At 66.1% G+C, this 20,061-nt stretch carries 16 protein-coding genes; 13 read left to right on the top strand and 3 right to left on the bottom strand.

Translation table 11 applies throughout. From position 1 onward, the window contains the following. Positions 1-91: 91 nt before the first annotated feature. Together HG549_RS12535 and HG549_RS12530 are read right to left on the bottom strand one after the other, a co-directional pair. Positions 92-1,048: an aliphatic sulfonate ABC transporter substrate-binding protein gene (locus HG549_RS12535; protein ID WP_170029797.1), complete on the bottom strand. Its 957-nt coding sequence runs from the start codon at positions 1,046-1,048 to the stop codon at positions 92-94. A gap of 16 nt (positions 1,049-1,064) precedes the next feature. Then, positions 1,065-2,030 carry an ABC transporter substrate-binding protein gene (locus HG549_RS12530; protein ID WP_170029796.1) on the bottom strand — a complete coding sequence of 322 codons (966 nt, stop codon included), beginning with the start codon at positions 2,028-2,030 and terminating at the stop codon, positions 1,065-1,067. Between the two features lie 199 nt (positions 2,031-2,229). Between HG549_RS12530 and HG549_RS12525 the strand changes: the two genes are divergently transcribed. The 13 genes from HG549_RS12525 to HG549_RS12465 all read left to right on the top strand — a co-directional run bounded on the left by HG549_RS12525 (position 2,230) and on the right by HG549_RS12465 (position 18,708). Further along, a complete protein-coding gene (locus HG549_RS12525) occupies positions 2,230-3,120 on the top strand; it encodes a LysR family transcriptional regulator (RefSeq protein ID WP_170029795.1) in 891 nt (296 codons plus the stop codon). A gap of 170 nt (positions 3,121-3,290) precedes the next feature. Next, positions 3,291-4,424: an acyl-CoA dehydrogenase family protein gene (locus tag HG549_RS12520; protein WP_170029794.1), complete on the top strand. Its 1,134-nt coding sequence runs from the start codon at positions 3,291-3,293 to the stop codon at positions 4,422-4,424. Further along, entirely contained in the window at positions 4,421-5,365 is a 945-nt protein-coding gene (locus tag HG549_RS12515) for a D-isomer specific 2-hydroxyacid dehydrogenase family protein (RefSeq protein ID WP_170029793.1), read from the top strand. Before HG549_RS12520 ends, HG549_RS12515 begins: the two co-directional genes overlap by 4 nt. Before the next feature lie 17 nt (positions 5,366-5,382). Further along, positions 5,383-6,177, top strand: coding sequence for a class II aldolase/adducin family protein (locus HG549_RS12510; protein WP_170029792.1), 795 nt, complete (start codon positions 5,383-5,385; stop codon positions 6,175-6,177). A 73-nt stretch (positions 6,178-6,250) separates the two neighbouring features. Then, complete coding sequence (locus HG549_RS12505) at positions 6,251-7,870, top strand: ABC transporter substrate-binding protein (RefSeq protein WP_170029791.1); 1,620 nt, start codon at positions 6,251-6,253, stop codon at positions 7,868-7,870. Then, complete coding sequence (locus HG549_RS12500) at positions 7,867-8,817, top strand: ABC transporter permease (RefSeq protein ID WP_170029790.1); 951 nt, start codon at positions 7,867-7,869, stop codon at positions 8,815-8,817. Before HG549_RS12505 ends, HG549_RS12500 begins: the two co-directional genes overlap by 4 nt. A gap of 1 nt (position 8,818) precedes the next feature. Further along, a complete protein-coding gene (locus HG549_RS12495; RefSeq protein ID WP_170029789.1) occupies positions 8,819-9,733 on the top strand; it encodes an ABC transporter permease in 915 nt (304 codons plus the stop codon). Further along, positions 9,730-11,349 (top strand): ABC transporter ATP-binding protein, encoded by a 1,620-nt coding sequence (locus tag HG549_RS12490; protein WP_170029788.1) that lies wholly within the window; start codon positions 9,730-9,732, stop codon positions 11,347-11,349. The genes HG549_RS12495 and HG549_RS12490 overlap by 4 nt, the downstream gene beginning before the upstream one ends. A 72-nt stretch (positions 11,350-11,421) precedes the next feature. Continuing rightward, positions 11,422-12,756: an LLM class flavin-dependent oxidoreductase gene (locus HG549_RS12485; protein ID WP_170029787.1), complete on the top strand. Its 1,335-nt coding sequence runs from the start codon at positions 11,422-11,424 to the stop codon at positions 12,754-12,756. A gap of 32 nt (positions 12,757-12,788) precedes the next feature. After that, the gene (locus HG549_RS12480; RefSeq protein WP_170029786.1) at positions 12,789-13,889 is read left to right on the top strand and encodes an LLM class flavin-dependent oxidoreductase; all 1,101 of its coding nucleotides are present in this window, start codon (positions 12,789-12,791) and stop codon (positions 13,887-13,889) included. A gap of 296 nt (positions 13,890-14,185) precedes the next feature. Further along, positions 14,186-15,748 (top strand): FAD-dependent oxidoreductase, encoded by a 1,563-nt coding sequence (locus tag HG549_RS12475; protein WP_170029785.1) that lies wholly within the window; start codon positions 14,186-14,188, stop codon positions 15,746-15,748. Between the two features lie 19 nt (positions 15,749-15,767). Beyond that, positions 15,768-16,262 carry a RidA family protein gene (locus HG549_RS12470; RefSeq protein ID WP_170029784.1) on the top strand — a complete coding sequence of 165 codons (495 nt, stop codon included), beginning with the start codon at positions 15,768-15,770 and terminating at the stop codon, positions 16,260-16,262. A 34-nt stretch (positions 16,263-16,296) separates the two neighbouring features. Continuing rightward, complete coding sequence (locus HG549_RS12465; RefSeq protein ID WP_170029783.1) at positions 16,297-18,708, top strand: TonB-dependent siderophore receptor; 2,412 nt, start codon at positions 16,297-16,299, stop codon at positions 18,706-18,708. A gap of 33 nt (positions 18,709-18,741) precedes the next feature. On the opposite strand, the gene HG549_RS12460 is transcribed toward HG549_RS12465, so the two are convergent. Beyond that, the gene (locus HG549_RS12460) at positions 18,742-20,061 is read right to left on the bottom strand and encodes an LLM class flavin-dependent oxidoreductase (protein ID WP_170029782.1); all 1,320 of its coding nucleotides are present in this window, start codon (positions 20,059-20,061) and stop codon (positions 18,742-18,744) included.

Below are 20,061 nucleotides of genomic sequence, written 5' to 3'. Positions count from 1 at the left end.
AGGCCGTTACGGTGGTTTCCATTGAGCATCCCGGTGTCGGTGAGCCTGCGGATCGGTGTTCCAGTCAGCAGGCCGCCTGTACCTGCACTGACTAATTCTGCGCCGGCTCATAAAGGCTTACCGCGCTGGCATCCACCGCTTTTGGCAGTAGCCCCTCGCGATAGAACGCGTCGGCGATGCGCTGCTGCTCGGCCAGGTTCTCCAGCTTCACTGGCTGCACGTCATAACTACGCCGGGCGTTGGCCTGTTGCACCGTGGTGCTGTCCAGGTTGCCCCACAGCGGGCCGAGGATCCGCGCGGCCTGCGCCGGGTTGGCCTTGGTCCAGGCCCCGACCTCGCGCAAGGCCAGGTAGACCTGCTGCAGCACCTCGGGGTGGGCCTTGGCGTAGTCGCTGCTGGCCAGGTAATAACGCTGGTAGCTGGCCAGCTCGCTGCCATCGGCCAGGATGCGCGCGTTCTGCTGGCGCTGGGCACTGGCCACGTAAGGGTCCCAGGTCACCCAGGCATCGACCTTGTGGTTCTCGAAGGCGGCTCTGCCGTCGGCGGGAATCAGGTAGGCCGGGGTAATGTCCTTGAACGTCAGCCCGGCCTTGGCCAGCGCCTGGATCAGCAGGTAGTGGCTGCCCGCCGCCTTGGTCACCGCCACGCGTTTGCCTTTGAGGTCGGCCAGGGTCTTCAGCGGCGAGTCCGCCGGCACCAGGATCGCCTGGGCTGTTGGCGATGGTGTTTCGCGAGCGAAGTAGGTCAGCTTCGCCCCCGCCGCCTGGGTAAACACCGGCACGGTGTCGGCGACGTCCGCCGACAGGTCGACATTGCCCAGGTTCAGTGCCTCCAACAGCGGCAGCCCGCTGGGGAACTCATGCCAGCTGACCCGGATGCCCTCCGCCTGCAGGCGTTGCTCGAGGCTGCCGCGGGCCTTGAGCAGGGTCAGCAGGGTCGAGGACTTCTGGTAACCGATGCGCAGGGTCTGGTCGGCGCTGGCCAGGCTTGGCAGCACGGCGCTGGCCAGCAGCGCCAGAGCCAGCTGGCGTATGGCTTTGAATTGCATGAAGGTATCTCCAGGGTCAGGGTTGCGCGGCCAGCTTGGCGGTTGCAGGAATGGTGAAACCGCTGGCGAAGGTCGGTGCTACATCGAGGCGGTCGTTCATCAGGCCGTGGGCATGATAGAAATCGGCGGTGTCCTGCTGCGTTGCCACGGTCTGTGGATCGATCACTTGCCAGCGCAGATGGCGGCGTTCGAACTGCAGACGGGCGGCGTCCTCGGGGAAGCCGATGATTGCGGCCAGGGTTTTCGAGTAGCTGTCCAGGTGCTGGTTGGCCCACACCTGCGCCTCGGCAAGGCGGTTGAGGTAGTCTTGCAGTGCCGCACGCCGCGCAGGCTCGCCCAGCGCCTTGTCGGTGGCGGCGAGGAAGCTGTTGCCGCTGGACAGACCGCGGCCGTTGACCAGCACCCGGCCCTGCCCGCTCAGCTCGGCCAGCGCGGTGTACGGCTCCCAGGTCGCCCAGGCGTCCACCGCGCCATTGGCCAGGGCGATCTTGGCGTCCACCGGCCCGAGAAAACGGAACTCCACGTCCTTCTCGCCAAGCCCGGCCTGGTCCAGTGCCTTGAGCGCCAGATGATGCCCAATCGAACCTCGGCCAGTGGCAATGCGCTTGCCCTTGAGGTCCGCTGCACCTTGCAGCGGCGCATCAGGCCGGACCAGCAGCGCGGTACCGTAAGGGTCTGACTTGTCCACGGCGACGGCTTTGACCGGCGCCCCCGAAGCCAGCACGAACAACAGCGGCGCATCACCGATGATGCCGGCATCGATCGCCCCGGCATTGAGTGCCTCGGCCAGCGGCGCGGCAGCGGGGAATTCGGCCCAATGGATGTCGTAGGGCAGATCGCGCAAGGCGTCGGCTGCCTCCAGCTGGGCACGCATGTTGCCCTTTTGGTCACCGAAGCGCAGGGTCAGGCGCTCTGCGGCAGTCGCCTGGCCTGTCAGCAACAGGGCCGCGGCAAGGGTCAACAATTTCGTTCGAATGGACATGGCGCTCCTCGCTGCCTGGGCGGGCGGCGTCATGCTGCCCGGTCAGGCGACTCTAGCGAGAACCATCAAATAAACTAAATTGATTTTAGGAATAATCTAATATGCGTTTTAATCACGTCAAACCATGCGGATGGCATTACCCGCCATTGCGATTATGCTAATGCCTTATTTTTCCCGTTCGATCCCGTGAGCGCCGATTATGAAAATCGATGATATGGACGCCTTCGTCGCGGTCATTCGTTGCCAGTCGACCAACCTTGCCGCCGAAGCCTTGCAACTGACGCAACCGGCCATTACCCGCCGGGTGCAGAACTTCGAGGAAGACCTTGGCGCTACCCTCCTCGACCGCAACACCAAACCCCTCAAGCCGACGCCCATGGGGCTGCGGGTGTACGAGCAGTGCAAGGCGATCCTGCGCGAGATCGACTCGCTGCGCGAACTGGTGGCCAATGATGGCGCCCCGTCGGGCACGCTGCGCCTGGGTGTGCCGCAGACCCTGGGCGATGTGGTACTGCTTGACGCCCTGGCACAGATCCGCGAAGCCTACCCACAGCTGCGCACCCAGGTCAGCAGTGGCTGGGGCAGCAGCTTGATCGCGCGCATGGAAAACGGTGAACTGGACGCTGCTGCCGCGTTGTTCCCGCCAGGCAAGATCTTCCCCGAGGGGATCGCCAGCCAGTCCATCGCACGCATGCCGCTGAAAGTGGTGGCGGCCAGGGGTAGCGCAGGCAGGCGCAGCTACAAGCTCAAGGACTGCTATACCCGCGGCTGGGTGCTCAACCCTGACGGCTGCGGTTTCCGCGCAGGGCTGCAGCGAGCGCTGAGCGAACAGGGGCTGAGCCTGTCCATCAACCTGGAGACCTTCGGCACCGAGTTGCAGCTGGGGCTGGTCGCCAATGGCCAGGGCCTGGGGTTGGTCCCGGAACCGTTGCTGCAAGCCAGCCGGCATCGCGATGCCCTGGACGTGCTCAATGTCAGCGATTTCAAGCCGCAGGTAGACCTGTGGCTGTTCCATCCGCGCTACCTGGGCAATTTGCAGGAGCCAGTGGAACTCTTTGGTGAAGTGGCCGGGCATAGACTGCTGGGCTGAGCGTGCCCAGGATCAGCGTGTGCAGCGTCACTAAATGCATTTTTCGCATAACATGATGCTGAATGAATTCTTAAAACAAATAATTAGCATAGAACAAAAAAGACTTTTACAGCCTTCATCCATACGAATACGGTCTTAAGCAACTTACCGTCATTCAGGGATGAAACCTCATGAGTCACCCCTCCGACAGCGCCCTCGCCGAGCTGACGCAGGCCCTCGCCGCCAATGCCGAGCGCTATGATCGCAGCGGCCAGTTTCCGCAGGACAACTTCGAACTGCTGCAACGTCACGGCCTGCTCGGCTTCACCGTGCCCCAGGCCCTCGGCGGCGGCGGTGCCGACCTTGCCAGCGCTCGCCGGGTGATCGGCGCGGTCGGCAAGGGCGACCCGGCCACCGCGTTGATCCTGGTAATGCAGTACCTGCAGCATTTCCGCCTGCAGGACGAAGCGCGCTGGCCCGAGCACCTGCGCCACCGCGTGGCCCGTGAAGCCGTGCAACAGGGCGCGCTGATCAACGCGCTGCGCGTCGAACCCGAACTTGGCACCCCCGCCCGCGGCGGCTTGCCCGCCACCGTCGCCCGGCGCACCGCCGAAGGCTGGCGCCTGAGCGGGCGCAAGATCTATTCCACCGGTAGCCACGGCCTGACCTGGTATCTGGTCTGGGCGCGCAGCGACGATGCCGACCCACTGGTGGGCGGCTTCCTGGTGCACCGCGACACGCCCGGGATCACCATCGTCGACGACTGGGACCACCTGGGCATGCGTGCCACCTGCAGCCATGAGGTGCGGTTCGATGACGTGCTGATCCCTCTTGACCACGCCGTCAGCGCCAGCCCCGCCAGTGCCGCAAGAGCCGAACTCGATGGCCACGGCCTGCTGTGGATGGCCGTGCTGCTGCCAGCGGTGTATGACGGCGTGGCCCGCGCCGCCCGCGACTGGCTGGCGGGCTTCCTCAAGCAGCGCACGCCCTCGAACCTGGGCGCCCCGCTGGCCAGCCTGGCGCGTTTCCAGGATGTGCTGGGCCGCATCGACACGCTGCTGTTCGCCAACCAGAGCCTGCTCGATGCCGCCGTCGCCGGGCAAACGGCGGCTCAGCATGCCGGCCAGCTCAAGCACCTGGTGAGCAGCAATGCCATCCAGGCCGTGGCCCTCGCCGTCGAGGCCGCCGGCAACCCCGGGCTTTCGAGACGCAACCCGCTGGAGCGGCACTACCGCGACGTACTCTGCAGCCGCATTCACACCCCGCAGGACGACGTGGTATTCGGCCAGGTCGGCCGCGCCGCGCTGACGGAGGTTCGCTCATGAGCCATTCGATCATTGCCAGCCAGCTCGACGCCCAGGCCAACCAGCAGCTGCGCGAGCAGTTGCCAGACCATGAAGTGGTCGACATCGCCCCCGGCCAGCTGGCCCTCGAAGCGCCCGCCGATGTGTTCATCCTGCGCCCTGTCAATGTGCGCGGGCAGCGCGTCGACAGCCCGCCGCCAGGTTGGCCCTGGGGTTTGAAATGGGTGCAGCTGGTGTCTTCGGGCATCGACTTCTACCCCGACTGGGTCTTCACTGGCGCGCCGGTGACCAGCGGCAAGGGCGGCAACGCCGAGCAGGTGGCCGAGTTCGCGCTGGCCCTGGTGTTCGCCGCTGCCAAGCACCTGCCAGGGCTTTGGGTCAAGGATGCCGACTGGTGCCTGACCCCGCTGGCGCCGCTGCGTGGCCGCACCCTGGGCATTCTCGGTTTCGGCAGCATCGGCCAGAGCCTGGCGCGCAAGGCCGTGGCACTGGGTATGCGGGTGCTGGCCCTGAGCCGCCCTGGCCAGTCAATCACCGAAGTACCTGGCGTGGAACGTGCCGACGACCTGCGTCAGTTGTTCGCTGGCAGCGACCACCTGGTGCTGGCCGCCCCGCTCACCCCTGCCACCCGCGGCCTGATCGACCGCCAGGTGCTGAGCGGCGCCCGCCCTGGCTTGCATCTGGTCAACATTGCCCGGGGTGGGCTGCTCGACCAGCAGGCCCTGCTGGAGGCCCTCGACAGCGGTTTGATCGGCCGTGCCAGCCTGGATGTCAGCGACCCCGAGCCGCTGCCCGTCGGCCACCCGCTGTATCACCACCCACGGGTATTCCTGTCACCCCATACCTCGGCGATTTCCGAGGAGGGTTACCCCGCCTTCCTCGAAGCCTTCATCGCCAACTTCCACCGCTACCGCGAGCAGGCGCCCCTGGCCAACCTGGTCGACACCACACGCGGCTACTGATTACCGGAGAGCACACCATGAGTTCACTGTCTGCCATCACGCCCCGTTCCGCCAATGTGCGCGAGCGGGTCAGCGCCGAAGAATGGGAGGTACGCGTCAAGCTGGCCGCAGCCTACCGCCTGGCGGCGCTGTTCCGCTGGACCGACCATATCTACACACACTTCTCCGCCCGCGTGCCGGGGCCGGACGAGCACTTCCTGATCAACGCCTTTGGCTTGCTGTTTGACGAGATCAGCGCTTCCAACCTGGTCAAGGTGGATGTAGACGGCACGATCATCGACGACCCACTGGGGCTGGGTATCAACCAGGCCGGCTATGTGATCCACAGCGCCATTCACCGCGCCAGGCCCGACCTCAAGGCCGTGCTGCATACCCACACCCGCGACGGTGCGGCGGTGTCGGCCCAACGCGACGGCCTGCTGCCGATTTCCCAACACGCCCTGGCCTATTACAGCCGGGTGGTTTACCACGATTACGAGGGCGTGGCCCTGGACCTGGACGAGCAGCAGCGGCTGGTGGCCAACCTGGGCGACAGCAACATCCTCATCCTGCGCAACCACGGGCTGCTCACCGGCGGCATCAGCGTGGAGCATGCGTTCCGCGAACTGCATGGGCTGGAGCGGGCGTGCAACATCCAGGTGGCGGCCCAGGCCGGGGGCAATGACCAGCTGTTGCATGCGTCGCAAGCGGCGATTGCCAAGGTGCATGAACAATCCAAGCGGTTTGCCGATGGCCTGGGCGAAGGTATCCAGCGGCATTGGGATGCGTTGATCCGGCTGCTGGATCGCGAGGGCCGCGATTACCAGGACTGACTGCAAGGCAGCCGTCATCTGTGCCGGCCTCTTCGCGGGTACAGATAACCCTCTCTCACCGAAGGACCATCCCATGCCCCCACTGCACCGCCTGTTCGCCACCGGCTGCCTGGCCCTGGCCCTCACCGCCTGCTCGCCCGCCGACGACAGCACCACCAGCAAAACCCTGAGCGTTGCCTTCTGGGGCGACAACACCACCCTGGTCAGCGTCGACCCCTTCCAGGTCTACTGGCTGGAACACCGCGTGTTGCTGCGCAACGTCGCTGAATCCCTCACCGATCAGGACCTGGACAGCGGGCGCATCATCCCGTGGCTGGCAAAAAGCTGGGAGATCAGTGCCGACGCCTTGACCTACACCTTCCACCTGCGCCAGGACGTCACGTTCAGCAATGGCGAGCGCTTCGATGCGCACGCCGTGAAAGCTGCCTTCGACAGCAACAAAGCCTTCGCCAGCCAGTTGCCCGCCACCTTTGGTGCCACCTACCTCGCCGGCTACGACCACGCGGAGGTCATCGACGACTTCACCGTGCGGCTGGTGCTGTCACGGCCCAATGCCGGCTTCCTGCAGGCGACTTCCACCACCAATCTGGCGATCCTCGCCCCGGCCTCGTACCAGCTGACCGCGCAAGAGCGTTCGCTGGGCAAGATCATCGGTACCGGCCCGTTCATCCTCGAGCACTACACCCCCGAGGTCGGCGCACGCCTGGTCAAGCGCCCCGACTACGCCTGGCCGTCGGCCAACATGCGCAACCAGGGCCCGGCCCACGTGGAGGCGGTGGACATCAGTTACATCCCCGAAGAAAGCGTGCGCAATGGCCTGTTCCTGCAGGGCAAGGCCGACATCCTGTGGCCACGCAACCCGTTCTCGGAGGTCGACCTCAAGCTGTTCCAGTCCAAGGGCGCGACCATCCAGAGCCGCTCGTTGCCAGGCCCGGCGCTGAACCTCTACCCCAACACCCGCAACGACCGCCTGCTGGCCGACCGCCAGGTGCGCCTGGCGCTGCAGAAAGCCATCGACCGCACCAGCTACGCGCACACCGTGTACAACGCAGCGTTCCCGGTGGTGAGCGGCGTGTATGACGTCACCACGCCGTATTTCAAGGCACAGGCCAGCAAGCTTGCCTATGACCCCGAAGGCGCCGAGCAACTGCTTGATGCCGCCGGCTGGCGCAAGGGCGAGGATGGCTACCGGCACAAGAACGGCCAGCGCCTGACCCTGCGCTACAACCTCACTCCGGCCGAAAGCGCCGGTGACGTGCTGGTACAGGACCAACTGCGCAAGGTGGGTATCGATCTCAAGCTGAATGTGCTGACCCGTGCCGAATGGGTTGCCGGCAACGCAGCCGGTAACTATGACCTGACCTCCACCTACATGACCCGCGCCGACCCGATCATCCTGCAGACCATCCTCGACCCTCGCTCGGCCAACAGCGCCACGCTGGCCACCAACACCTACGAGCCACACACCCTGGCCAAGGCCCAGGTACTGTTTGACCACGGCATCACAGCCACCGCCGATCCGCAACGGGCTCAGGCCTATGGCCAGCTGCAGGATCTGCTGATCGACGAAGCCTCGGCGTTCCCGCTGTATGAGCGGGTCTGGCAGGCCGCTACCGCGCCGCGGGTCAAGGACTTCCGCTGGACCGCCGAAGGCTTCGCCCTGTTCAGCGACATCCAGGTCGGCCAGCCATGAAGCGCTACCTGACCGGCCGTATCGGCCAGGCGCTGCTGGTGCTGTGGGGTGCCTACACGATCAGCTATTTCATTCTCTACCTGCTGCCCGGCGATACCCTGGCGATCATGCTCAGCGCCTCGGGCCTGGAAGCCGACGGCCTGTCCCCAGAGGACCTGGCCAAGGCCCGCGCCTACTACGGGCTGGACAAAGGGCTGTTCGAGCAGTACTTCGACCTGCTGTGGCGCGCGCTGCACGGCGACCTTGGGCAGTCGCTGTCCCTGGGGCGCCCGGTCACCGCGCTGCTGGCCGAGCGCCTGCCGCAGACCCTGGCGCTGGCTGGCTCTGCCATCGTGCTGTCGTTACTGGCCGGGGTCGGTCTGGCCTACCTGACCGCCTACCTGCAATGGCGGCCGCTGAAGACGGCACTGGCCCGCCTGCCCTCGCTGGGCTTTTCGGTGCCGGTGTTCTGGATGGGCCTGCTGCTGATCCAGGTGTTCGCCTTCGCCCTCGGCTGGTTCCCGGCTACCGGTAGCCAGGGCCTTGCCAGCCTGGTGCTGCCGGCGATCACCTTGGCGATACCGAGCGCCGCCGTCTACGCCCAGGTATTGCAACGCGGCTTCCAGGGGGTGTGGCAGGAACCGTACATCACCACTGCCTTCGCCAAAGGCCTCAGCCGGGCCCAGGTGCAGGCCCGTCACGGCCTGCGCAACGCCGCCTTGCCGTTGCTGACCCTGGTCGGCCTGCAGGTCGGCAATACGGTGTCTGGCGCCGTGCTGGTGGAGACCATCTTCTCGCGTAACGGCGTCGGCCGCCTGGCACAGGAGGCCGTGCTGCGCCAGGACATCCCGGTAGTGCTGGCGATCGTCGCGGTATCGGCTACCGCGTTCGTGGTGGTCAACCTGCTCGTCGACTTGCTCTACCCCTGCCTCGACCCGCGCATCACCCATACGGCCAAGGTGAACTGAGATGACCATCGATATCCCCCTGACTCCGATTGGCACCGCACCCGCCAGCGACGAGGCCCGCCCTGCGGTTACCTGGAAGCGTCGCACACGCTGGCAGCGCGCACGGCAAACCTTGATCCCGTTGCTGCGCCGGCCCGGCTTCAGCCTGGCGCTGCTGATCGTGCTGTTTGCCCTGTGCGCCGCGCTGGCGCCCCACCTGCTGACCAGCTACGACCCTTATGCCACGTCGCCTGCCGACAAGCTCAGCGCCCCCGGCCTGGCGCACTGGTTCGGCACTGACGAGCTGGGCCGCGACCTTTACACCCGGGTGGTGTACGGCGCACGCCTGTCGGTGATGGCCGCCCTGCTGGCGGTGGTCATCGCCCTGTTCGGAGGCCTGGGTGTTGGTGTGCTGGCTGGTTTTGCCGGCGGGCGCATCGACGCTGCGCTGATGCGCCTGATCGATGTGTTGCTGGCCCTGCCCGGCCTGCTGCTGGCGCTGGCCATCGTCACGGCCATCGGCTTCGGCACGGTGCCAGTGGCCGTCGCCGTGGGGGTCGGGATCATCCCGGGTTTCGCCCGCACCACCCGCGCCGAAGTGCTGCGGATCAAGACCCTGCCCTACGTCGAAGCCGCGCGCCTGGGCGGCGCCAGTTGGGCACGCACGCTGCTGCGCCACGTGCTGCCCAACGCCTGGGGCCCGGTGGCGGTGCTCGCCACCCTGGACTTCGGCGCCGCCATCCTGGCCACCGCCGGGCTCAGCTTTCTCGGCTTCGGCGCCGCTCCGCCAGCGGCGGAATGGGGCACGCTGATCGCCAACGGCCGCCACTTCCTCATCACTGCGCCTTGGGTATCCCTGCTGCCGGGGCTGTTCGTGGTGGCCGTGGTGTTCAGCCTCAACCACCTGGCGCGCAGCGCCGAGGAGCATGCCCGATGAGCCCGTCGCCGTTGATCGAGGTACGCGACCTGAGTGTCAGCTACACCTTCGCCGGGCAACGTACCCAGGCCGTGTGCCAGCTGTCGTTCAGCCTGGCCCAGGGGGAAACCTTGGCCATCGTCGGCGAGTCCGGTTCGGGCAAGTCGACCCTGGCCAACGCCTTGCTCGGTCTGCTGCCCGGCAATGCCCATGTCGACCAGGGCCAGCTGTGGGTCGACGGCGTCGATGTGGCCCAGGCCGACGAGCGCACCAAGCGCCAGTTGCGCGGGCGTACCGTCGGGCTGGTGCCACAGGACCCGATGGTCAGCCTCAACCCTACCCAGCGCATTGGCCGGCAGATCGCCGAAGCGCTGGTGCTGGCCCGCGGCCGGCGCTACCCCGAGGTACACAGCGAAGTCCTGGCGTTGCTGGCCCAGGTTGGCCTGGACGAGCCAGCGCTGCGGGCTCGCCAGTACCCCCACGAATTGTCCGGCGGCATGCGCCAGCGGGTACTGATCGCCATCGCCCTGGCTGGCGCGCCACGGCTGATCATTGCCGACGAACCCACCAGCGCACTGGATGTAACGGTGCAGCGGCGCATTCTCGACCACCTGCAACAACTGGTGGCCGAGCGTGGCATCTCGTTGCTGATCATCACCCATGACCTGGGCATGGCATGCGACCGCGCCGACCGCCTGCTGGTGATGAAGCAGGGCAAGCTCATCGATCACGCATCCCCCAGGCGGATACTCTGGAGTGCGCAGCATCCCTATACCCGTGATCTGCTCAATGCAGCGCCGGCCTTCGTGCCGCGGCGCAGGCCTGGCGCGGTGCCAGGCCAGGCGCCGCTGCTGCGCCTGAGTAACGTCGGCAAACGCTTTGCGCTGCCAGGGCAGCATGCCTACTTCACCGCCCTGCATGACCTGAACCTTGAAGTGCACGCCGGGCAGACCCTGGCCATCGTGGGCGAGTCGGGCTCAGGCAAAAGTACAGCGCTGCGCATTGCCCTGGGGCTGGAAAAGCCCAGCCAGGGGCAGGTCGAGTTCGCCGGCGAAGCGGTCAGCACGTTCAGCTGGCGGCAGTTCCGCCCCCTGCGTCGGCACATCCAGCTGGTGCAGCAGAACCCGTTTGCCGCACTCGACCCGCGTTTCACCGTGTTCGACAGCATCGTCGAGCCGCTGGTGTCGTTCGGACTGCTCAAGGGCCAGGCATTGGAACGCAAGGCCCGCGAACTGATCGCCAGGGTGCACCTGCCGGTGCACTTCCTCGACCGCCTGCCGCGGGAATTGTCCGGCGGCCAGCGCCAGCGGGTGGCCATTGCCCGGGCCCTGGCCCTGGAACCGGACGTGTTGCTGCTCGACGAACCGGTCAGCGCACTGGACGTCTCGGTGCAGGCACAGATCCTCGCCCTGCTGGATGAGCTGCAGCGCGAATCGGGCATGGCGTACGTACTGGTCTCCCACGACCTGGCGGTGGTGGCAAGCATGGCCGACCAGGTGCTGGTGCTACGGCGCGGGCAGGTGGTCGAGCAAGGGCCGGCGCTGCAGGTGTTCGGCCAGCCGGCCAGCGCCTATACCCGAGCGCTGATCGAGGCAATACCAGGGCATTCGCGCAGCGTGCTGCCCGTGGCGGTTTGACCGTTGTGCCACGCGGCACGGGCGTGCCGCGCGGATCAGACATTGAGGCCTATCTGGCCAGAGGTAGTGAACGTGAGCAAACGACAGATCCATCTCGGCGCAATGATCCATGGTGTCGGCCACGGCTGGGGCGAATGGCGTCATCCCCAGGCACTGGCCGACGCCAGCGTCAATTTCGGCTATTACCAGCAACAGGCACAACTGGCGGAGTCGGCGAAGTTCGACTTCGCCTTCATCGCCGACAGCCTGCACATCCACGCCCGCTCCAGCCCGCATTACCTCAACCGCTTCGAGCCGCTGACCATTCTCTCGGCGCTGGCAGCCGTCACATCCCGCATCGGCCTGGTGGCCACGGTCACGGTCAGCTACACCGAGCCTTTCCAGGTCGCCCGCCAGTTCGCCTCGCTGGACCTGATCAGCGGCGGTCGTGCCGGCTGGAACGTGGTCACCTCGTGGCTCTCGGGCACCGCTGACAACTTCGGCAAGGATCAACACCCTCCCCATGCCGTGCGCTACCGCATCGCCCGGGAACATGTCGAAGTCGTCCAGGGCCTGTGGGACTCGTGGGAAGACGACGCCTTCACCCGCGACAAACAGACCGGCGAGTTCTTCGACCCGGCCAAGCTGCACACCCTGGGCCACCAAGGCGAGTTCTTCAAGGTCAAGGGCCCGCTGAACATCCAGCGCTCAGCCCAGGGCCAACCGCTGATCTTCCAGGCCGGGGTGTCGGAGGACGGGCGCAATTTCGCCGCGCAGAAGGCCGATGCAATCTTCGTCAACCCTGAGTCGTTCAGTGATGCCCGCGCTTATTACCAGGACCTGAAACAGCGCGCCGCCGGCCATGGCCGCGACCCGCAGCAACTGTTCATCCTGCCGGGTATCCGCCCCATCGTCGGCCGCGATGAAGCCGAGGTCGAGCGCCGCTACCAGCAGGCCGTAGACCTGGTGAGCATCGAAGACGCGCTGGTCGCCCTGGGCCGGCCATTCAACGACTATGACTTCAGCCGGCACGACCTGGATGCACCGTTCCCCGACCTGGGCAGCCTCGGCGACAACAGCCACAAGGGCACCGCCGACCAGCTGAAACAGCTGGCCCGCGACGAGGGCCTGAGCCTGCGCGAAATTGCCTTGCGCTTCTCGCGCCCGCGGCGGGACTTCACCGGTACCCCGGAGCAAGTTGCCGATGCCTTGCAAGGCTGGTTCGAGGGCGCCGCCGCCGATGGCTTCATCATCAACGCGTTGCTGCCTGATGGCCTGCAGTACTTCACCGAACTGGTGGTCCCCCTGCTGCAGGCGCGCGGCCTGGTGCGCAGCGAGTACCCCGGCAGCACATTGCGCGACAGCTTCGGCCTGAGCGTACCGACCAACCGCAATACCCAACGTCGCAACCAGGCCGCCGTTGCCTGACCGCTCTGCCCCTTGAAAAGGAGTTCCAACGCATGACTCTCGAATTCATCGGCCTCATCGGCCCCCAGGAAAGCAGTGAATCCCAGGCTCCGCAGGGCCCGCTGGTTGACCTGGACTTCATCAAGGCGTTCGCCCAGGCCCAGGAATACGCCGGGTTCGACAAGGCCCTGCTGGCAGTCAACACCAGCGCGCCGGATTCGATGATCCTGGCCAGCTACGTCGCTGCACTGACCGAGCGCATCGGCCTGCTGGTGGCACACCGCCCCGGCTTCCAGGCGCCAACCTTCGCCGCCCGCCAGTTCGCCACGCTCGATCAACTCAGCCGTGGCCGAGCCTCGATCAACGTGATCACCGGCGGCGACAGCGGCGACCTGCAACGCGACGGCGACTTCCTCGACAAGGACGCCCGCTACGCCCGCACCGACGAATACCTGGAGGTGCTGCACAATACCTGGACGCAGACCACACCGTTCGACCACCACGGAACGCATTACCGGGTGGAAGACAACCTGACCCTGGTCAAACCCGTGGGCAAGCTGCCCGTGTACTTCTCCGGCGCCTCGGACGCGGCAGTGGAAGTCGCGGCCAGGCACGCCGATGTGTACATGATGTGGGGTGAGCCGCTGGCGCAAGTGCGCGAGCGCATTGCCCAGGTACGCAAGGCCGCTGCCCGATACGGGCGGGAGAACCATATCCGCTTCAGCCTGTCGCTGCGGCCGATCCTCGGTGCAACGGAAGAACAAGCCTGGGCGCGGGCCGAGCGCATCCTGGCCGACGCCCGGCAGCGCATCGGCATTCGCCAGGGCAACCGCCGCGAGAAGAACTTCGGCAAGAGCAACGCCGGCTCCGAACGCCTGGTGCAACTGGCCAGCCAGCGCAAGGTGCATGACACCCGGCTGTGGACCGAAATCGCCGCCCTGGGCGGCGGCGCCGGCAACTCCACCTCGCTGGTGGGCACGCCCGAGCAGGTGGCCGAGGCCGCGCTGGCTTACTACGAACTGGGCGTGAGCACCTTCCTGTTCCGCGGGTTCGAACAATTGCGCGATGCCGTAGAGTACGGGCAGGAGCTGATTCCGCGGATTCGCCAGCGGGTCGAGCAGTACGAGGCGCAGCGCGCGAGCCGCACGGGCTAGAACGCCAGCGCCCGTGCGAGCGCCGCCCAGGCGGCGCTCGCTTCATGCTTCAGCATGAATACCCAACAATATTAAAATCAACATTGCGCATTTATCAGGTGCATAGTTATCAGAGATATACATAATTAAGTTAGAACCAAAAAGACTTTCACATCCATCTGAAAGTCCATTAGGTTCTACATACCGACCCCGACATGGCGGAGGCAAATGGATTCGTGCCAGCCACCGTCGAGCCTTTCACCAGGGCAGCCCAACCGTTGCGCACATCCGGACCCAACCTTTTCGGAGCATGCGACATGGGATTGTCCCGTAGAGACCTGATCACCCGCCTCGCCGCCATTGGCGGCTATTCCGCAGCCCTCGGCGCGCTGGGGCACAATGCCCTGGCCGCCACCTTCCAACCCCTGCAACTGGCTGCCAATGGCGGCAATGGCAAACGCGTAGTGATAGTCGGTGCCGGCATCTCCGGCCTGGTTTGCGCCCACGAACTGCGCAAGGCCGGCTTTTCGGTCACCGTGCTGGAAGCACGCGAACGCGTTGGCGGTCGGGTCTGGACCCTGCGCCAGGGCGACCGCATCGAACACAACGACGGCAGCTCGCAAACCGTCGAGTTCGACCCGGGGTACTTCTTCAACGCCGGCGCCGCACGCCTGCCCAGCCATCACCTGACCATCCTGGGCTACTGCCGTGAGCTGGGCGTGGAGTTGCAGGTGCTGGTCAACAGCAGCCGCAACGCCCTGGCCCAGCCGGACCTGGCCCGCCCGCCCCTGTTGCTGCGTCAGGCGGTCAACGACACCCGCGGGCACTTCAGCGAGCTGCTGGCGCGCAGCATCAACCGCAACAGCCTCGATGCCGACCTCAGCAGCAGCCAGCGCAAGGCCTTGCTGGCGTTCCTCAAGGTCTATGGCGACCTCGACAACCAGCAGCAGTACCGCGGTTCGGTACGCGCCGGCTACACACGCTTTGCCGGTGCCGGCGACCAGACGCCAATCCAGCGCCAGCCGGTGCCGCTGGACCAATTGCTGGACAGCAACCTGCTGCTGCCCCTGGTGTTCGACGAGATCCCCGAGTTCTCCTCGACCATGTTCCAGCCAGTTGGCGGCATGGACCAGATCCCCAAGGCGTTCTACCGCCAGGTCAAGGACAGCGTACGCCTGGGCGCTGAAGTGCTGGCGCTGGACACCAGCACCAGCGGCGCCAGGGTGACCTGGCGCGACCGCAAGCGTGGCCAGCAGCATGTCGAGCACGCCGACTACGCCATCGTCACCTTGCCGCTGCCGTTGCTGGCCAAGCTGCCGAACAACTTCGACCACGCCTTCAGGCAAGCCATTGCCAGCGCCGAAGGCGACAAGGCCAACAAGGTCGCCTGGCAATCACCGCGCTTCTGGGAAACCGATTTCCAGATCTACGGCGGGCTCAGCTACATCAACCATGAAGCGCGCACCCTGTGGTACCCCAGCGATCACCTCAACAGCGCCCAGGGCGTACTGGTCGCAACCTACAACACCGGCGAGGTGGCCCGGCAGTTTGCCGCCAAGTCGCTGCAGGCTCAGGTGGCCTCGTCGCGCCAGGCCGTGGAGTCGCTGCACCCCGGCCACAGCCACAAGCTTGGCCGGCCGGTGGTGGTGAACTGGTCGAAGATCCCGTTCAGCGAAGCCCCGTGGATCGTCCATGACGAAGTCGCACAGCCGGGCTACGACCTGCTCAACCAGCCCCAGGGCCGCACCTGGCTGGCCAGCGATGCCCTGGCCCATGGTGGCGTGGGCATCTGGCAGAACAGCGCAGCCGAATCCGCCCGCCGGGTGGTCGCCCTGATCGCCCGCCATGCCAGCCAGCCCACCCGCGGCGTCGCCGCCTGACCTGCCAGGAACCTTGCCCATGCCTCGTCTTCTTCTGCTTGCCGGAGTGCTCATGTCGCTCAGCCTCAACGCCCAAGCCGACCCCATCAAACGCATCGCGCCACCTGGCTCGAATTTTCCTATCTCGCAGCTGGTCACGGTACCGGCCGGCAGCCAGCTGACGTTCGTCAGTGGCACCCTGCCGGATGTCGCCGACCCCAACGCGCCCAAGGGCAGCACGGCGGCACTGGGCAATACCGAAACCCAGACCCGCTCGGTGCTGAACAAGCTGCGCACGGCGCTGCAGAGCCAAGGCCTGGACCTGGGCGACATCGTCCAGTTGCGGGTGTTCCTGGTAGGCGACCCGGCCAACGGCGGCGCACTCGACTTCGCCGGGCTGCAGGCGGCCTACACCGAGTTCTTCGCCACTGCCGAACAACCCCGCACCCCGACCCGCACGGCCATCCAGGTGGTAGCCCTGCCGCTGCCAGGCGCACTGGTGGAAATCGACGCGATCGCGGCCAAGGCGCCGTGAGCGCGCCTGCCCTGCCAGACAAGGAAATGCATGCATGAAGCAAGCTTTGAAAACGGCCCCGCTGTTCAGCGTGGCCCTGGCCGCCGGGCTGCACACCGCTCCCGGCCTGGCCGAGGAACCCGCCGCCCAGGCCCTCGGCACGGTGATCGTCACCGGCAACCGGGGTAGCGAGAAACGCACCGTCACCAGCAGCCCGGTGCCGATCGATGTGATCAGCGCCAGGCAACTGCAGGAAACCGGCAAGCCCGGCCTGATGGAGGCCCTCAGTGCCAGCGTGCCGTCACTGACCCTGCCGGAGAAGACCGGCTGGGACGCCAGCGGCATGGCCCGCGCACCGAACCTGCGCGGGCTCAATGCCGCCCAGGTGCTGGTGCTGGTCAATGGCAAGCGCCGCCACACCAGCGCTACCCTGAACATCAGCGGCATCAACGCCGGCGCAGCACCCAGCGACCTTGACCTCATCCCCATCGCGGCCATCGACCATGTCGAAGTGCTGCGCGACGGCGCGGCTGCCCAATACGGCTCCGACGCCATCGCCGGGGTGATCAACGTGATCCTCAAGGCCGACACCAGTGGCACGGCGGTGAGTACCGTCGGCCAAGGCTACGACGGCAAGAAACAGACCGTGCAGCAGAACCTGAACAAAGGCTTCGAGATCGGCAGCGACGGTATCGTCCAGCTGGCCCTCGACGCCCGCAGCCAGAACGACGACAACAAGGCCAGCGCCAACGGCTACAGCCAGGCCGAAGCCCTGGACCGGGCCGGCAAGGTCACCTACGGCGGCTATGGCACGCCGAAGATCAACCTGCTGACCCTGGGCTACAACGCCGAACTGCCGCTGCAGGACGACCTTGCCCTCTACTCGTTCAGCACCTGGTCCTACCGCAAGGCCGAGCAAGGCCAGAACTTCCGCCTGCCGACCATCGTCAACACCATCACCACCGGGCCCAACGGGCGCCCTTCCGGCTATACGCCTACCTGGTACATCGAAGAATACGACTACCAGGCGGCGTTCGGCGCCAGGGGCCTGGCCGGCGAGTGGGACTGGGACCTGTCCAGCACCTACGGGCGCAACGAGGCCGAACAAGGCACCTGGAACAACCAGAACCCGTCCCTGGGCGAGGCCACGCCAGACCATTTCGAGTCCGGCACCTGGGTCAGCTCGCAGCTGACCAGCAACCTCGACCTGCGGCGCAGCTTCGAGGTCGGCCTGGCCAGGCCGCTGGACGTCTCCTGGGGCCTCGAGCAGCGCCGCGATACCTACCAGGTCCAGGCCGGCGACTGGGCCAGCTGGGCCGACGGTGGGTACTGTGCGGCGCCTGGCAACTGCGCAGCTTCAGGCGCCCAGGTCACCAACGGCATCTCGCCTGCCGAAGCCAGCAGTGCCAGCCGCAACAGCTACGCCGGCTACCTGGATGTCGGGTTCAACCCGCTACCCCAGTGGTACTGGGGCGCGGCCCTGCGCTACGAGCACTACGACCGCGGCATCGGCGCCACCCGCAGCGGCAAGCTGACCACCCGCTACGAGTTGACCCCCGCGCTGGCCGTGCGGGCCACTGTGAGTAACGGCTTCCGCGCGCCGTCGCTGGCCAACAGCCTGTTCAGCGCGCGCTCCACCACCTACGGCGTGGTCGACGGCGTATACCAGTCGATCAACTACGGCGTGCTGCCGGTGGACTCTGCCGCGGCCCAGGCCCTGGGCGCCGAGCCGCTGAAACCGGAAAAATCCACCAACTACAGCCTTGGCCTGGCCTGGCAGCCCAGCGAGCGCCTGGCCTTCACCGCCGATGCCTACCTGATCAACGTGCGCGACCGCATCACCCTGACCGGCACCCTGCTCGGCCCGGAAGTGACCCAGGCCCTGCTGGCCAACGGCATCGACTCGACCTCGGGCGGCCAGTACTTCACCAACGGCGCCAGCACCCGCACCAAAGGCCTGGACCTGGTGGGCAGTTATGACCAGGACCTGGGCAATGCCGGGACCGTGCAGTGGACGGCGGCCTTCAACTGGAACGACACCGAGATCCTCGCCTACAAGGACAGCGTGAACATCCTCGGGACCTCATACGAGCTGATGAACCGCCAGGCGCGCAACCTGCTGACCGAGGTGCAGCCGCACACCAAGCTGATCCTCGGCGGCAACTGGCGCCTGGACCGCTACCGGGTCAACCTGGGGCTGACTCGCTACGGCTCGTGGCGTGAGGTGAATGCGGCCAACGACCGCTCGCTGGACCGCGAGTACAAGGCGCGCTGGATCACTGACCTGGATGTGGGTTACCAGCTGAGCAAAGACCTGGAACTGGCGATCGGGGCGCGTAACCTGTTCGACGTGTACCCCGAGCGCCAGGCGCCAAGCAGCAAGACCATGGTCAAGGGGTACGGCGTGTATTCGCCGTATGGCTTCACTGGTGGGTACTACTTCGGGCGGCTGACCTACACCTTCTGAAGCAGTCGGGGCTGCTTTCGCAGCCCCGACGATCTACCGGCTGCAGCGCGGGATGGGCAGCCCCAGGCTGTCACGCAAGGTATTGCCTTCATAGGCAGTACGATAAACCCCACGCGCCTGCAACAGCGGCACCACCTCCTGGGTAAACCGGCGGAACTGTCCCGGATGGCCAATGTAGATATTGAAACCATCCAGCGCCCGCGCTTCGAACCACTCAGTCATCTTCGCCGCCACCGTTTCAGCCGAGCCCACGAAAGCGCCCGGCCGCAATTGACGGCCGTACTCGACCGCCTGACGCAGGCTGAAGCCCTTGGCCAGCGCGTGGTCGGCGATACGCTTGGCGTTGGTGAAGAAACTGCTGCGCGCATATTTCAGGCTTTGCTGGGGGAACGGCGCATCCAGGTCGTACTGGCTGAAATCATGCCAGCCAAAATTGCGCCCGAACTCCTTCAGCGCCAGTTCGAAGCTGTGGTCGACCTGGTGGTAGTGGCGCTCGATCTCACGCGCATGCTCGTCGCTATCGCCCACATAGATCTCCGCCCCCGGCAGCACCAGCAGTTGGTCCGGATCGCGGCCCAGGCGCGCGGCACGGGCCTTGATGTCGCGGTAGAAGGCCTGTCCCTGCTCGATACTGGCGGCATGGGTGAACACCACGTCGGCAGTGGCGGCGCCCAGGTCGCGGCCCTGCTCGGAATCGCCGGCCTGGAAAATCACCGGCTGCCCCTGCGGCGAACGCTGGATATTCAACGGGCCGGCCACCGAGAAATGCTGGCCCTTGTGGCCGAGGGCGTGCAGCTTCGACGGGTCGAGGAAGCGACCGCTGGCCCGGTCGCGGGGGAAGGCATCGTCTTCATAGGAGTTCCACAGGCCTTGCACCACCTGCACATGCTCCTCGGCCCGGGCGTAGCGGGTGTCGTAGTCGTAGTGCTCGTCCAGCCCGTAGTTGCCGGCGGTGCCGGCATCGCCGCTGGTGACCACGTTCCAGCCCGCACGGCCCTTGCTGATCAGGTCCAGCGAGGCCAGCCGGCGGGCGACGTTGAACGGTGCGTTGTAGGAGGTGGTGAGCGTACCGACCAGGCCCAGATGACGGGTACTGACCGCCAGCGCCGAGAGCAGGGTCAGCGGCTCCAGGCGGTTGAGGTAGTGCGACGGTGAGCCCGGGGTGATGAACTGGCTGTCGACGATGAATATCAGGTCGAACAGTGCCGCCTCTGCCTGGCGTGCGATGTCGATGTACCAGTCGATGTTGACGCTGGCGTCGGCTGGCAGCTCGGGGTCAAGCCACAGGTTATGCCGGCCCGGGCCGCCGCAGCCCATGGTCAGGGCGCCGAGTTTGATCTGTCGTTTGCTCAC

Source organism: Pseudomonas sp. SK (assembly GCF_012975065.1).
In the GTDB taxonomy this organism is placed as follows: Bacteria; Pseudomonadota; Gammaproteobacteria; order Pseudomonadales; family Pseudomonadaceae; genus Aquipseudomonas; species Aquipseudomonas anuradhapurensis.
The sequence above is the reverse complement of the archived record's forward strand: the minus strand, read 5'-3'. Positions and strand labels throughout refer to the sequence as shown.

Coding starts and splice junctions, on each gene's coding strand:
- HG549_RS12480 (WP_170029786.1), top strand. CDS start 12,789: ATGACTCTCGAATTCATCGGCCTCATCGGCCCCCAGGAAAGCAGTGAA.
- HG549_RS12495 (WP_170029789.1), top strand. CDS start 8,819: ATGACCATCGATATCCCCCTGACTCCGATTGGCACCGCACCCGCCAGC.
- HG549_RS12475 (WP_170029785.1), top strand. CDS start 14,186: ATGGGATTGTCCCGTAGAGACCTGATCACCCGCCTCGCCGCCATTGGC.
- HG549_RS12465 (WP_170029783.1), top strand. CDS start 16,297: ATGAAGCAAGCTTTGAAAACGGCCCCGCTGTTCAGCGTGGCCCTGGCC.
- HG549_RS12525 (WP_170029795.1), top strand. CDS start 2,230: ATGAAAATCGATGATATGGACGCCTTCGTCGCGGTCATTCGTTGCCAG.
- HG549_RS12510 (WP_170029792.1), top strand. CDS start 5,383: ATGAGTTCACTGTCTGCCATCACGCCCCGTTCCGCCAATGTGCGCGAG.
- HG549_RS12500 (WP_170029790.1), top strand. CDS start 7,867: ATGAAGCGCTACCTGACCGGCCGTATCGGCCAGGCGCTGCTGGTGCTG.
- HG549_RS12530 (WP_170029796.1), bottom strand. CDS start 2,030: ATGTCCATTCGAACGAAATTGTTGACCCTTGCCGCGGCCCTGTTGCTG.
- HG549_RS12470 (WP_170029784.1), top strand. CDS start 15,768: ATGCCTCGTCTTCTTCTGCTTGCCGGAGTGCTCATGTCGCTCAGCCTC.
- HG549_RS12515 (WP_170029793.1), top strand. CDS start 4,421: ATGAGCCATTCGATCATTGCCAGCCAGCTCGACGCCCAGGCCAACCAG.
- HG549_RS12520 (WP_170029794.1), top strand. CDS start 3,291: ATGAGTCACCCCTCCGACAGCGCCCTCGCCGAGCTGACGCAGGCCCTC.
- HG549_RS12490 (WP_170029788.1), top strand. CDS start 9,730: ATGAGCCCGTCGCCGTTGATCGAGGTACGCGACCTGAGTGTCAGCTAC.
- HG549_RS12505 (WP_170029791.1), top strand. CDS start 6,251: ATGCCCCCACTGCACCGCCTGTTCGCCACCGGCTGCCTGGCCCTGGCC.
- HG549_RS12535 (WP_170029797.1), bottom strand. CDS start 1,048: ATGCAATTCAAAGCCATACGCCAGCTGGCTCTGGCGCTGCTGGCCAGC.